The sequence below is a fragment of the Nostoc sp. KVJ3 genome (genome assembly GCF_026127265.1).
GTDB lineage: Bacteria > Cyanobacteriota > Cyanobacteriia > Cyanobacteriales > Nostocaceae > Nostoc.
Genome location: NZ_WWFG01000001.1, coordinates 774,567 through 788,746, shown reverse-complemented (window position 1 = coordinate 788,746; position 14,180 = coordinate 774,567). Strand labels below are relative to the sequence as shown.

Genomic DNA, 14,180 nt, shown 5'->3' with positions numbered 1-14,180 from the left:
GGGAGTAAGGCATAGAGAAAATCAGGCAAATTTGATTGAGATTGAATTGGTATCTTTAATAGCATTGCTGTAAAGCAATGCTATTAAAGTGGCGTAGGCGTAGCCCGCCGCAGGCATCGCTGGAGAGTGACATTTCCTTAATGATTATCAGAAGTGCGGCTTTTAATCTGAGCCAGAAATCGGCTTGTTTACAAGCCATTACACTTATGACAATTGCAAAACTGACTTCTTATTAACTCGACGAGTCATAACTGAAGCAGCACCCACAAAACCAATCACAAAAACTCCTAATACAGAAGAAGACTCAGGAACTGCTTGAGTAACTACACCTCCGGTGATACTCTTGTAGCTAGTCGCGACTGTGTGATTATCTGATTCAAAACCAGTTCCGCCAACATTGGTGAATTGAACTTGATCAAAAGTTCCACCAACATCGTAGAAGTTGATGAACGCAAAGGGTTCTCCAGAATCTTGACCTTTGAATTGTGAGTTAGGATTACTGTAGTAGCTGGCTTTATTTGATAATCCTGCGATGTAATTTACCACATCAGCAGTAGTCATAGAAAAGACAACCTTACCTTGTGAAAGAAATGTAAGTACGTTGCTAGCATCTCCCGCAGACCACCAAAGTCCAAAGTAACTTTGTGGGGTTGTCAAACTCAGGGTGGAAACCGTTTGTTTACTACCGTTATTCGTGTCTACATCAAAATATTGACCCGATCCACCAGCACCACCATATTGGTTTGCATTGTTGATTAGACCGTTATTATAAGAACCAACAGTTGTTGCTCCATCCTTCCATTGAAAGCCTGTTGCACTGTAACCTGCTGTTTGTCCATCAAAAGTATCTACATGGGCATCAACAAGATTTGATAACTGTGCATTTTGTACGCCTGCGTTTTCTATTGATACCGCAAAAGATGCAGCCATTGCCGGACGGGTAACAGTAGCTAAGGACAAAACAACACCTGAAGCGATCGCGGACTTAATTAAAAGACTTTTCATTTGAGAACCCTTTTTGTTTTTTAATCTTTCGTGTTCATAGCCTCATTGTGCGATGTGCTTCTAGATTTGAACATCAGAGGGATTACTACTTTTTTGATTTGATTATACGCAGATAAAAATGTAAGTTGTTGGACTTTATTTAGAGGATAATCACTGATGTTATGTCCTGTGATGTCTATCGCTTTATGTAGAATGTGCGAAGTTATCAGTGCTAAATTGTAAACAAGCTTTATTTATAAAAAGTGCCATTTTGTAATTTGTAGGCAGTTTATATTTTTATGGTTCTAGATTAAGAAGGCATGAGGCATTGTCCTATGCCAATCCCTTGAAAACCGTGCTTATCCTTTAGCTGAATAGTTTTTGAACTTGACGATCGAGATTACCTTGGTTCTTCTTTAAGGTAATTACACAATCTGCATTTTGCTGCATGATTAATTGCAAAATCTCTTGATGACAATCGCTTGCATCAATTTTCACAATTCGGCTTTCCCAGTCAACTATGCCACCTTACCTTTTTTGACATGAGTAGTAGCATGAATTAAACTACCTCTTGCAATCAACAAAAGAATCTTGAGCAATGCATCCGATTGAAGAAGTTACTGTCCCGACTCGCGTTATCGGTTTAATTAGTGGTACATCCGTAGATGGCATAGACGCTGCCTTGGTAGAGATTTCCGGTACAGAATTTGATCTTAAAGTTGAGTTGGTCGCTGGAGAAACATATCCTTATCCAGCCGAACTCAGAGAAAGAATCTTGGCAGTTGGTGCAGGTGTTGCCATCTCAATGGCAGAATTGGCAGAGATAGATGATGCGATCGCTATTGTCTTTGCCCAAGCTGCCCAAAATATTCAAATTGGTCATCAGCCAGCCACTCTTATTGGCTCCCACGGTCAAACAGTTTATCATCGACCACCTGCAAAGAGAGAAATTGACCAGAAAACCCTACTCCCTAGTAAAAATGCAATTAATCGCGTCTCTCCCCACTCTCCACTAGGTTACAGTTTACAACTAGGGCGTGGTGAGTTAATTGCCCATCTTACAGCCATTACAACTGTGAGCAACTTTCGTGTGGCTGATATCGCGATTGGTGGTCATGGTGCGCCTCTTGTGCCCAGAGTAGATGCCTATTTGCTTAGTCATCCCCAAGAGGGACGTTGTATTCAAAACATTGGTGGTATTGGTAATGTAGCTTATATTCCGCCTCGGTATGGCGACTGGCTCTCAAAAATTCGCGCTTGGGATACTGGCCCAGGAAATAGTTTATTGGATCTGGCAGTGGAGCATTTAAGCGCTGGTGCTAAAACTTACGATGAAGATGGTAATTGGGCAGCAACTGGTACTCCTTACCATCCTTTGGTAGAACAATGGCTCAACCAAGACTATTTTCATCTACCACCGCCCAAATCTACTGGTCGAGAGTTGTTTGGTGTGACTTACCTGCATGAGTGTTTAAAAGATGCCCAAGTATACCAACTCAATGCTGCCGACATACTGGCAACTCTCACAGAACTTACATCTGCTTCAATTGTTCATAGTTACCGCACTTTTTTGCCGGAAATGCCACAACAAGTACTATTATGTGGTGGCGGTAGTCGCAATCTCTATTTAAAACAAAGATTACAGTTATTATTGACATCAATCCCAGTCTTGACTACAGATGAAGTTGGTTTGAGTGCAGATTTTAAAGAAGCGATCGCCTTTGCAATTTTAGCCTACTGGCGGCATTTGGGCATTCCCGGCAACCTACCGATTGCTACCGGCGCACCTCAAGAAGTGCTTCTAGGAGAAATTCACCAAAGTCAGTTCTGAGTCCTATGACAAGAACAATAAACAAGATAAAAAATTTTCATTATGGGCTAAACACCCCGCTAATACTAACAGCATTGCTATAACTGTAGTCTTGGCAGCACTCGTTCGGGACAGGGAATATAGAAGGTGGCTCATACTTTTTTATTGGAACCAGGACGCTGGACAATACAGGGAAATTGGCTAGAACGCAATGGGATGCCAATCAGCGTTAAAGGTATGACCTTGGTAGCTTGGAATCGAGATAACTGGTTCACTATGGCCACAAAGCTGATATTTCCAGGTAGCGATCGCTCGGAAATTTCTCTACAGTATAAGGGACGACTCCATGAGGAAGAGCGTCAATATACTTTTTTACTACAACATAATATTTTGGGGCAAGCTGAAGGCGAAGGCTGGATTGGTCTAGATACTATTGTACAGCGTTACTGGGTACTAAGCGATCGTCACCGTCATAGTGGTTTTGAAACCCTACACCGAATTTCGGAAGATAAATATTACCTAAGTGGTGGCATTTTAGCTGGTCATTTTTTAACTAACACAATGGAAGTTAGCTTAGAACGTCAGTCAACCTAATGAAAGTGCATCTGCTGTGTGTCTAGCCTGGGCAACACACTGCTTTCCCAACCTTCAATGTATGTCTCAATTCTTCTTCAATCTCATCGACCCACTGAGTTGTATGGTAAAAGATAAGTTATCAAATTATCGTCGGAATTTTGGCATCTTTACTTAAGTGTGTAATCAGGAGTTCATTTTCGTGAATCCTAAAGTATCCGTCATTATCCCTGCTTACAATACCGAAGCTTATATTGCAAAGGCAATACAGTCAGCCTTAGACCAAACGCTCAATGATATTGAAGTTATCATGGTCGATGATGGTTCAAGTGATAAAACTGTAGAAGTAGCTAAAATTTTTACCGATCCACGCCTCAAAATAATAGTTAATCAACAAAACCTTGGGGCTGCTGCTGCGCGTAATCGTGCCCTTAGAGCAGCCCAAGGAGAATGGATTGCTGTACTTGATTCAGATGATTGGTATGCTCCCGAAAGATTGGAAAAGCTTGTCTTACTGGCAAATGAAAGAAATGCAGATATGATTGCTGATGATATTTATTTAATCAAGGATGGTGAAACATCTCCTTGGAGTACATTGATTCAAGAAAGTCAAGAAAATATAAATAAAATTCTCCAAATAGATATCATTTATTTTGTGAAAACTGATGTCTATGGACAACCCGGTTTGCATCTTGGCTTAAGCAAACCTCTATTCAAACGGGAATTTCTGCTTAAGCATGGTATCGAGTATGATGAAGCTATCAGGATGGGTCAAGATTTTTGGCTTGACATGAAATGCTTAATCAAAGGAGCTCGTTTTTTTCTTGAACCAAAACCTTATTATTTCTACCGCTCACGTCCCGGATCTCTTGTGCATAAAAGCCGAGAGTTACGTCTAAATCAATACTTGAGTGCTACTAATGCTTTCATGCAACAAGAGGTTGTGAAAAAAAATCCAGCTTTAATGCTTGCTCTATCTTATAATATTGCAATATACCAAAAAAATCTAGCTTACTTTCAAGTTATAGTGCCGATAAAACAAGGTAAATTTTTAACAGTATTAACAGAAATGAGGAGAAATCCGCGTTTTATTTCTGATTTTACTTCTCGATTTAAGAATATTATTGAACGCCGAATTCAATACTATGTGATGGGTAATAAATTAGTTTTCGATATGTCTTATAATCTACAGAGAAAACGAAAAAATCCCAATTCGTAATATCACAGTTTCTCACCAAAAAATACATTCTTACGTACTCAGAATCAGCCTGAAGGTTAAAACCTGGTCAGTTAATAAGCATCCGTCATTATCCCTAGTTACAAAACAAAGGCAAAGGATGATCTTGCTGGAGGTAGGATAAAAGTAATAACCAATCAAAACTTTACTTGTGGTTTATTGACCACTAAAATCACAATCATAAGTCCTAATAAGCTAGAGGATTATTTAGGGATTATCCCACTTTTTTGCATATCATTGCGTAGGCGGAGCCTTCGCGTAAGGTACGAAATGAAGTGAAGCAAAGCAATCGCAACATCTCCGATCCAACTAAGGGCGAGTCCATAGTAGGATTGCGTGTCTGCGACATGCTGTTCGCGTTCGTCGTTCCTCCTATCTGTGAGACGCTGTTCGCGTTCGCAATGACAGTTATTCTTTCATTGCAAAATAAAACCTGGGATGCACCCGATTATTTACGAGTTATGAGAGCTTAAAGCTCATAAAATCTGCCCAGCATAGCTTCATGTCGCCCCCTCAGCCTTTATTGATATTCAAAACTCCGCACTCATCATAGAGTTTTCAGAACTCTATGATGAGTGAAATACCACATAATTAAGGTTTTTGGCAGATCCTAGAGTTATCTATTTACTCAAAATTGGGCAAACTAAAACTACACCACAATTAAAGTACAAAATGATATGAAGTCTCATTATAAATCTACTCTTTCTGCTTGTTTGATCTGGTATGTTACACCAGATGTAATAACCGTCTCGGTTGTAAACTGTCAGATTATGGCTTCAATCTTTTAAAATATGACTTAAAAAAGCTATTACAGGATTACGTAAATCCACTTACTATCTCAATTAACAAGACTTAGGGCAAAATGCCCTTGTTAAAGGTAGGCAAACTTGCGCCACAGTGTACTAGGACAGCACCGCGTAAATAAAGTAATGATTGTAAATCGTCCAAAAGCTTATCTTATAAGCTTTTTGCTTTTTGTTTTTTACTATCGACTTATAGCTTGCGCTATAACCTAGAAAATCATTTCTGGGCGTAATAATTCAGATATCTGCTTGACTGCACTTTTCCTCACAAACGCTTACAACCTGCTTTTGGATTCAAACTCTCTATGTCAGACCCTAATATTGGTCGCTTACTCAGCAAACGCTACCAACTCCAGGAGTTAATCGGTACTGGAGCAATGGGTCGGGTTTATCGCGCTCAAGATACTCTGTTGGGAGGTGTACCTGTTGCTGTTAAGTTTCTCGCTCTATCAATCCAAAATGAAAAGATGCGATTGCAAGACCGCTTTGAACGAGAAGCAAAAACCTGTGCTTTACTAGGGCAAAAGAGTATCCACATTGTCCGAGTCATGGACTATGGCGTAGATGACAATAACACCCCGTTCTACGTCATGGAATACCTACAAGGACAAAGCCTTAACAACATTATTCGCAAGCAACGATTGCCTTTACCAAGATTCCTGAGTATGGCGCGTCAACTCAGTCTGGGGTTGCAGTGCGCTCATGATGGCATCCCCGTTGATGGCACAATTTGCCCAATTATTCATCGCGATATCAAGCCAAGCAATATGCTGGTGATTCAAGATGCCAGTTTCGGAGAATTGGTCAAGGTTCTAGATTTTGGGATTGCTAAGTTATTACAGTCAGATGGCGACCATACAAAATTTTATTTAGGGACGTTAGCTTATTCTTCTCCCGAACAGATGGAGGGTAAGGAATTAGACAACCGTGCTGATATTTATAGTTTGGGTGTGATGATGTTTGAGATGCTCACAGGCAAAATGCCGTTGGTGGCACAAACTCATTCTTTTGGAGCATGGTATAAAACACATCACTATCAAAAGCCACGCTCTTTTGCTGAGGTTGCACCGGGGTTAGAATTACCAAAAGAAATCGAAAATTTGGTGATGAGTTGTCTAGCTAAGGTAGCACGCGATCGCCCCCAAAGCATCACTGAAATTCTAAAAGTCTTATCATCTCTTGAAAAGCCTGAGAATACACGCAAAATTAAGCAAGACAGCCATGCCCTAGTTCCTACTACTACGGCTAGCCCAGAACTTGAACAAAGAACAAAAGCCGATTTACGAGTATCGTCGTCAAATGATGAAATTGCTCGTGCGATTTCCTGGCCCAAAAATAAACCAATTGCCGATATTGTGTTTCCCCAGTCTATTCATACCAATGGGGAGGTTTTGCCAGCGTTGTGGGTGATGCTACCCCAAGAGGAAATTCAAAAACGCTTACTCTGTACCCGCTATAACCAATTTCTTTTCATCTCTATTCCCCATCCCATGTTGCTATGGATTACTGTGATTTACAATCGTAAGCATGGCCCGAAATGGTTGCCTTACTACCTCGATCTCAAAACCAGTCTTGGTCAAGAAAGTGCCCGGTTACTACAACACATCGGTTACTACCGCTTGCTATTCTTTGCGCGAGAAACACCAAATAGTTGTACCCATATCTTACTTTCGAGCGTTGCTTTTGGCCAGCGTCAGCGACTACAAGAGTGGGTTGCAATGAGCAATACATTGATGTCCTCTGCTGACCCGCAAATGAGTAAAAGGTTACTCAAAAACGAGTATGAAAAGATTAAGCCTCAAATTCTGGCAAAACTGGAAAGTATTGATACAGATTCTCCATACGATCTTTCTAGCTAGGAATAATTTATTGAATGTTACATACTTTTAGATGTAATCAAGGGGTGGTTGTTCAAAGAATGTAAACTTTTATAAACAAAATGTATATAAAGATGTAAGTTCTAGTTATATGTATAGAGAGTGAAATCGCTAGCTACTAAAGTAGTAGTGTATGAATTATCTCTAAATGTTACTGTGTAAGTATTTTAAGGAATTGTAGAGTTACGCAGATTAGTCTATTATAGACAAAACAAAGATGAGTATGGCTAAAGCAAACAGTAAATTTAGCCAACAAAGCTAAAGTTAAGTCTAGACTCCAGCATATTGCGCCATAGAAAATTTCGTTAGTTGGTTTTGTGAATTAAACTTTTTTGCCGTCGTTGTAAAGTTGTTTATCGAAGTTGACGCCCCGACATCCCCAGCTCTTTTCCTTCTTGGAACCAAGCAAGAGAAGGAGGTCGCCCACTGCGACAGTAGAACGACTCTATGCCATAGTGGAACCGGAATCTAAGCCCCACTGGTGCTTAAGAAGCTCTTGATAAGTTGCCTCACGAACTACCATTTGCTCATAGAGCTTTACTAAAAAGTCTTTAGCTTGATCGTGGCTCATATTTTGCACCTGAGTGGCAAATGAGCAGATGCTGAATTGCTGTTCCAAGGATAGTTTCATTGGTTGGTTCATAGTTAACTCCGAAAAAACAACGTGTAAATGGTGATATCGTTTGTAGAAGCCCAAAGGGGATAATAATTGGACTTGTATGTGTCCAACATTTGTTCCTCCGTATTAAGGAAGATAACAATTGTTTGACAGATTGCCCACGTCCTAAATGTGGAATTTTTTTGGTCTGATATCTTGCACCTAATCCTACTGATATACAACTTAAGTCAACCTAGCCATATTCTGGAAAATAGGTTCTGTTTTGACTCAAGTAGATATAACTACTTCCCACCCTCCTTTTTGATTTGCACAAGCCTCTTTTGAGGAGATGAGCAAATTTTTTCCCGAATCTTATAGTTTCCCTATTTGAGAAAAAAGCCTCTAAGAGTAAGGACTTTAAGGAGTTTGGGCAATAGATGGTAATAAGAGTGAATTATAGTCCCTCTACCTTATTACGTGCAAGATGTCAATTTAACAATCTATGCAAACCTAGCCTCATTAGGTTAATTTTGAGGCTAAAAATATTTGTATCAAATTGTAAAAAGTAAAAATGCTCACGCTGAACAAATTGCTGAGTATATCTACCGCATTTGTCATTTGTTTCAAGTTACTAAGCATCTACTAATAACTAATGACTAATAACCAATGACTATTTATTCGAGTGAGACGATGACAACTGTGATGTTATCGTGCCCTCCATGCTCCTTAGCGGACTCAATCAGAGAGATGGCGGCTTTATCAAGCCAAGGAGCATCTTGGAGGCAGCTAGCAATCTTCTGTTCAACAAGTTCTTCTGTGAGACCATCACTACACAAGAGCAAGCGATCGCCAACTTTGACATCTAGTGGTTGCACATCAATCTGATGCAAGTCTTCACGTCCTAAACAGCGCGATAATACATGACGAAAAGGATGCGATCGCGCTTCTTCAAAGGTGATATCACCGATTTTGATTGCTCGTGCTACCCAAGTGTGATCTTCCGTTACCTGTTCTAATTGCGACTCTCGGAAGCGATACAGTCGCGAATCACCTACATGAGCGCACCAGGGCGGCTCTGGGGAGCGAAAAATCACTGCTACAACTGTTGTACCCATATCGGCGCGTTCGGGATGATTTTGCTGATCGTGCAAAATCGCTTCATTTGCACCCCACAAAGCTTGCTCTAACAATTCTTGAGAAGATTTAGTAGATTCCCAATTTGCTACCAAATATGCCTGAATTTCCTTAGTAGCAATACTACTCGCTTCCTCACCTCCCGCATGACCACCCATTCCATCGGCGACAACGAAAAACCGCCCTTCTGGGTCGATATAGTAAGCATCTTGATTATTAGAACGAATAAGTCCCGGATCGCTAAAACCCGTGAAATTAAGTTTCATAAATTCTTTTTGCAACAATTAATACATCCGATCGTAACGGTCTAGGCGTAAAATCAGTCTGATTAGGATCGCTGAAATCCCTAGTGCAATTAAACCAGGCAATAATGCCCACCATACATGATTGCCAACTACTAAGATCGTAGCTGAAAGTGTGAAACCACTGATTAAAAGAGCATAGCTCATTGAGAGCTGAATACTGCTCTGTCGTCGCAATAGTCGTTCGGTTTCGATAGACCGGACACGGAGGCGCATATCTCCCCGCTCTAGCTTTTCGAGCGTATCCTCTAATCTACGTGGTAGACCAAAGGCAGTACTACTTACCTGAGCTGCTTGACGACTTAATTCGTTAATAAAGGTATTCCCCTCAGAACCATTCATATCGGTCATAAGCTGCATTGCATAAGGTTTGGCAACTTCCATAAAGTTAAACTCTGGATCTAAACCTTTGCCTACCCCTTCCAGGGTAGAAAAGGCTCGCATCACAAAGGTGAAGGTTGCTGGAAATCTAAATGGCTGATTATAAGCTATTTCATAAAGGTCGTCACTGATTGCTGCCACTGATTGGTTTTCAAAAGGCTTATCCATGAAATTGTCCAGCATATACTGGACGGAACGCCGGACTGGGCCCATGTCATCGGTTGGGGCGATCGCGCCTAAATCGATCAGAGATTGGACAACGCGATCGCCATCTTTTTGAGCGATGCCAAACAGTGTTTGCATTAGTCCTTCGCGGACGTTAGATTTAATCCGCCCCATCATGCCGAAATCGTAGAATATTAAAGCCCCACTTGCACTAATGGCAATATTGCCTGGGTGAGGATCGGCATGGAAAAAGCCGCTATTCAGTAACTGAAGTAAGTAGGCTTGAGCGCCTTGACGAGCGATCAACTTTCGATCCAAACCGGCTGCTTCTAAAGCTTCGTATTGGCTAATTTTAATTCCAGGGAGATATTCTAAAGTTAGTACTCTGGAACTGGCGTAACGCCAGTATACTCTTGGGACATTCACCCAATCGTAGCCGCGAAAATTCCGGCGAAAAGTATCAGCGTTACGACCTTCATTAAGATAATCAATTTCTTCCCAAAGAATGCGACAACATTCTTCATAAATACCTAACCAATCTCTTCCCCGTCCCCATTTGGGATGGTTTTGAAAGTAGCGGGTAATTCCCTTAAGAATTTGTAAATCTATTTCAAATAACTTCTTTAATCCGGGACGTTGAACTTTCACAACAACCGATTCCCCACTATGCAGCACAGCTTTGTGTACTTGCCCCAAGCTAGCAGCAGCTAAGGGAATCGGTTCAAAATTATGGAAGAGTTCAGGAATTTTTTTGCCTAATTCTTTCTCGATGGTCGCTTCTACTTGCTCATAGCTAAATGCTGGTACTTTGTCTTGTAATTTGGCTAGTTCTTCTACATATTCAACAGGGAATATATCAGCACGGGTAGAAAACAATTGCCCAACTTTGATAAAGGTTGGCCCTAAGTCTAGTAGGGTATTGCGAATCCAGACCGCTTGGGTTTTGCGTCTTGCAGCTTGTTTTACCTCAGTCACGCCACCCGGATAACTCCAAGATTTGTTGTATAGCCAAAGTTTGAACAATAAGGTCAAAACAAAAGACCAAATGTCTACAAAACGCCGTCTGCTAGAGTATTTTTCCCGATTCCAACGGTATGCTTTATCTGAATAACCTTGTTCCATATACTTTGTGTACCGTTGGTTTGCAACCGAATCACTTGAAAGAGAAGACACTTCTGATTCCTAAACTGTTTTTGATCAAGTGTCCTTTGTCATTTGTCCTTTGTTATTTGACCAATGCCCAAATTTACGCAGAAGTTCGGCGATAATGTTGCAATTCTGTCCTTAACAGAGCAATTTCTGCTCTTAATTCATCAATATCTGCTTGCAAGTCACCTGAATCAGAACTGGCTTGTCCACTGCCTGTAGTAGCTTGACCAGAATTAGCTGCTTCTGCTGAACGATTTGCCCGCTCTAGGACTTCTTCTGTAAACTGGCGCAACTGCTCTCTAGCTTCTGCATCAAATTTGCCCAAATCACTTAAAGCATCGGTCAAGACGACCTCTAAACGCTCATTAACTACTTCGGCTACTGCTCTGCCGACGAAAAACGCTTGTACTAGTGGGTTACTCATAAATTTTTGTTACGTTGATCCGCAAGAGAATTATAACTTGCCTGTATGCTTTGCGGCTTCTGTTGTAGAGCGAGAGATTTACGTGACGCGATATGCCAATTCAATAATGCGCGGAGTTTACAGGCAGACAAACGAGAGCTACATCGGTCTGGAATAACATATATCGTGACAATTCTGGCACTGGTAACTGTATTCCTAGTTCTTCATAAAAAGTAGTTGGTTGATCTGGCAAATAGACAAACACAGATTGTTCTTGAGGATCAATCAGCCATCCCATCTGAGTGCCATACTTCAGGCAATGTAGAATATTTTTGGTAACTTTAGTTTGACTTTGATCGGGAGATAAAATTTCAATTGTCCAATCTGGGGCAATTGAGAAGACATTAGCAACTCCACCATTTTCTTTACGGGGAATTTTCTCCCACATAAACACAGAAATGTCAGGTACAATTGAGCGATCGCCAAAAGTACACCGAAGCTCACAGAAAGCCCGTGCAATCTGGTTGGGTTTGACAACCAAGTTAATTGCAGGTGCTAACTCGGTCTGAAGTGCGCTGTGTTCTCCTTGCGGCATCGGTTTTTGGATAATACGTCCATCAATATATTCACTGGTAGGTTCTGTCTCTGGCAGATCCAGGAATTCGCTGAGAGTCAGGGGTTTAGTAGGGGTTTTTACCATATCGTGACTTAAATATGTCAGAAAGAAGCGAAACTAAAAAATTTCACACTTTTTCTTCAGTAACTAATGTTAGACTAACCCATTCGCCTTTCTCGTTATAGCTGCGAATCATCCTCTGGCGCAGGTTTGGCTGGATTAACCAACCTGCTTCCAAGAATAAGGGTTGACGTAATTGCACTTTGAGGGGAGAAGTTGCAGAAGCGCCATCAGGTAGCAATAATACTTGTACTTGCTTTTCGGAATCTTGGTCAAAGAGAACGATGGAACCCTTGATGGTAGCAGTTGAGGTAATTGTGCATTCCCCAAAAGAGGTACTTTGAATTAATCGCCCAGTATCATCAAGTTGTATTTTCAACCTTGTAGAGTAAATGTCAGGCGAACGCAAATCTCGATAGATTGTCACTGCTTGTCCTTGCCATTCTCCCAACAAGTCATTTATCTGCAAAGGTGGACGTTCTGCTACTGGGGTTCCAGCTAGGTGTTCTCGAATTAGAACTAGTCTACTTAACTGACTGGTTTTATCAAACAGTTGTACCAGACGTAAGCGGCGATTTTCATGAACAAAAGCTAATTCTCCACCAAATTCGGAAAATGGCCCTAACTGAATTACACCTTCAGAAAATGAACCATTTTCAAAAAACAGCAAACCCCCTCCTACAGACCTAAATTCTCTGATTACATCATCCATTCCCGAACGGTTCAGAGTTAGGCGTACTGTCTCATTATTGTTCAAACCCTCCAGTGAAAGCCGGCTAGAAGTATCTTTCAGAAGCGTACCTTGGGGAGAAAAATTAGTAAATGAACCTTCCCATACACCAAGATTTTGCAGAAAACATTCCCATTGTGATTTCATCGTGATTTTGTCCTTTTTCCTTTGTCATATCATGTCCGGTTAAACACTTGTCATTGCGTACTCCGTTGGAGAACCCGAACGCGAATAGCGTCTCCGAAGGAGAAGGGTACGGAGTGAAGCATAAGTCCTTCGGATACGCTTCGCGAACGCAGAGTCTTGGTGATTGCTTCGCTGCGATCGCAATGACATATCGTAAGTAATTTGGCGGACATGATATCATGCCGATTATGAGTGCTAAGTAGGGAGTGGGGGATGAGGAGAAGTTGTAGTAAGTGCTTTCCCAATGCCCAATTTCTAACCTTTAGCAAAACGTCGGACAGCAAATAAGCTTCCCATTAATCCTACAGCTGCACCGAAACTTAAAAGAATTAGGGGCAATAATAAAATTTGAGATGAAGTGAGTTGCACGCCGTTGGTGATAACTTGGATAAACTCAGGTTGATTGGCTAGCAACTTACCGAGAAACTGTTGAATCACAGAAATGAAACTCCAAGCGATCGCACCACCAACTAAACCAAAGGCAATTCCTTGTAAAATAAACGGTAGGTAAATCCATGCAGAGGTTGCTCCTACCAGTTGCATAATTTCAATTTCTTGCCGTCGCGCCATAACAATTAGCCGAATTGTGGTTGTAGTGACTGCGATCGCTGTTAAGGTCAGAATAATTGTAATTGTTAAAGTAATCCAGTTCAGACCCCGGTGCAACTGGGCAATGCGTTTAACTGCTTCATCGATATATTCCACGGTGTCAACTCCGGGTAACTTAGCCAATTGCGTTGCTAAAGTTGGTACAACTTGAGAATTACGGGCTTTCACCTTCATCTCATCAACCAAAGGATTCTCACCTAGTTGCTGGGTAGCGCCTTCAATATCAGAAATTTTCATTTCCTTTACTAACTTAGTCCAAGCTTGTTCTTTGGGAATGCTTTGTATCGCCGCTACCTCTGGCATTTTGGCGATTAATGGCTCAATGTTTTCAACCCGCGTATCCGGTTGGAGATAAACTGATACCTCTAACTGGCTACCAAACTGATAGAGGAGTTTTTCGACTTGCCAAGAGGTTTGCAAACTCAAACCAAATAAAAACAGTAATACCGTAACAGTACTAACAGCTGCCCAATTCATCCACCCCCCCCGCAATAAACCGAGGAAAGTTTCTTTGAGCAGGTAGTCAAGTTTGGTGAAAGACTTAAACACACATCACCCCAGTC

13 protein-coding genes are annotated in these 14,180 nt (G+C 41.2%); 4 read left to right on the top strand and 9 right to left on the bottom strand.

Annotated elements, in window-relative coordinates; genetic code table 11:
* Positions 1-204 precede the first annotated feature (204 nt).
* Together GTQ43_RS03295 and GTQ43_RS03290 are read right to left on the bottom strand one after the other, a co-directional pair.
* A complete protein-coding gene (locus GTQ43_RS03295; RefSeq protein WP_265270683.1) occupies positions 205-1,005 on the bottom strand; it encodes a hypothetical protein in 801 nt (266 codons plus the stop codon).
* Positions 1,006-1,350: 345 nt separating this feature from the next.
* Entirely contained in the window at positions 1,351-1,482 is a 132-nt protein-coding gene (locus GTQ43_RS03290) for a hypothetical protein (RefSeq protein ID WP_265270681.1), read from the bottom strand.
* Between the two features lie 100 nt (positions 1,483-1,582).
* On the opposite strand from GTQ43_RS03290, the gene GTQ43_RS03285 reads away from it, so the two are divergent.
* The 4 genes from GTQ43_RS03285 to GTQ43_RS03270 all read left to right on the top strand — a co-directional run bounded on the left by GTQ43_RS03285 (position 1,583) and on the right by GTQ43_RS03270 (position 7,266).
* Positions 1,583-2,815, top strand: coding sequence for an anhydro-N-acetylmuramic acid kinase (locus GTQ43_RS03285; protein WP_265270677.1), 1,233 nt, complete (start codon positions 1,583-1,585; stop codon positions 2,813-2,815).
* A 126-nt stretch (positions 2,816-2,941) separates the two neighbouring features.
* Positions 2,942-3,388: a hypothetical protein gene (locus GTQ43_RS03280; protein WP_265270675.1), complete on the top strand. Its 447-nt coding sequence runs from the start codon at positions 2,942-2,944 to the stop codon at positions 3,386-3,388.
* 181 nt (positions 3,389-3,569) lie between these two features.
* Positions 3,570-4,586, top strand: coding sequence for a glycosyltransferase family 2 protein (locus GTQ43_RS03275; protein WP_265270673.1), 1,017 nt, complete (start codon positions 3,570-3,572; stop codon positions 4,584-4,586).
* Between the two features lie 1,126 nt (positions 4,587-5,712).
* Positions 5,713-7,266, top strand: a complete 1,554-nt coding sequence (locus GTQ43_RS03270; protein WP_265270671.1) for a serine/threonine-protein kinase — start codon at positions 5,713-5,715, stop codon at positions 7,264-7,266.
* 463 nt (positions 7,267-7,729) lie between these two features.
* Here GTQ43_RS03270 and GTQ43_RS03265 read toward each other — a convergent pair whose 3' ends face one another.
* From GTQ43_RS03265 to GTQ43_RS03235, 7 genes are all read right to left on the bottom strand, one after another.
* Positions 7,730-7,927 carry an NblA/ycf18 family protein gene (locus GTQ43_RS03265; protein WP_041565841.1) on the bottom strand — a complete coding sequence of 66 codons (198 nt, stop codon included), beginning with the start codon at positions 7,925-7,927 and terminating at the stop codon, positions 7,730-7,732.
* A 629-nt stretch (positions 7,928-8,556) separates the two neighbouring features.
* Positions 8,557-9,282, bottom strand: coding sequence for a Stp1/IreP family PP2C-type Ser/Thr phosphatase (locus tag GTQ43_RS03260; protein ID WP_265270663.1), 726 nt, complete (start codon positions 9,280-9,282; stop codon positions 8,557-8,559).
* An 18-nt stretch (positions 9,283-9,300) separates the two neighbouring features.
* Positions 9,301-10,986 (bottom strand): ABC1 kinase family protein, encoded by a 1,686-nt coding sequence (locus GTQ43_RS03255; RefSeq protein WP_265273655.1) that lies wholly within the window; start codon positions 10,984-10,986, stop codon positions 9,301-9,303.
* A gap of 124 nt (positions 10,987-11,110) precedes the next feature.
* Positions 11,111-11,437, bottom strand: a complete 327-nt coding sequence (locus tag GTQ43_RS03250) for a DUF6825 family protein (protein WP_265270662.1) — start codon at positions 11,435-11,437, stop codon at positions 11,111-11,113.
* Positions 11,438-11,537: 100 nt separating this feature from the next.
* On the bottom strand, positions 11,538-12,116 hold the full coding sequence (locus tag GTQ43_RS03245; RefSeq protein ID WP_265270660.1) for a Uma2 family endonuclease: 579 nt from the start codon (positions 12,114-12,116) through the stop codon (positions 11,538-11,540).
* A gap of 43 nt (positions 12,117-12,159) precedes the next feature.
* Positions 12,160-12,969, bottom strand: coding sequence for a DUF3598 family protein (locus GTQ43_RS03240; protein ID WP_265270658.1), 810 nt, complete (start codon positions 12,967-12,969; stop codon positions 12,160-12,162).
* 294 nt (positions 12,970-13,263) lie between these two features.
* Positions 13,264-14,166, bottom strand: coding sequence for a cell division protein FtsX (locus GTQ43_RS03235; RefSeq protein WP_265270656.1), 903 nt, complete (start codon positions 14,164-14,166; stop codon positions 13,264-13,266).
* Between the last annotated feature and the right edge of the window lie 14 nt (positions 14,167-14,180).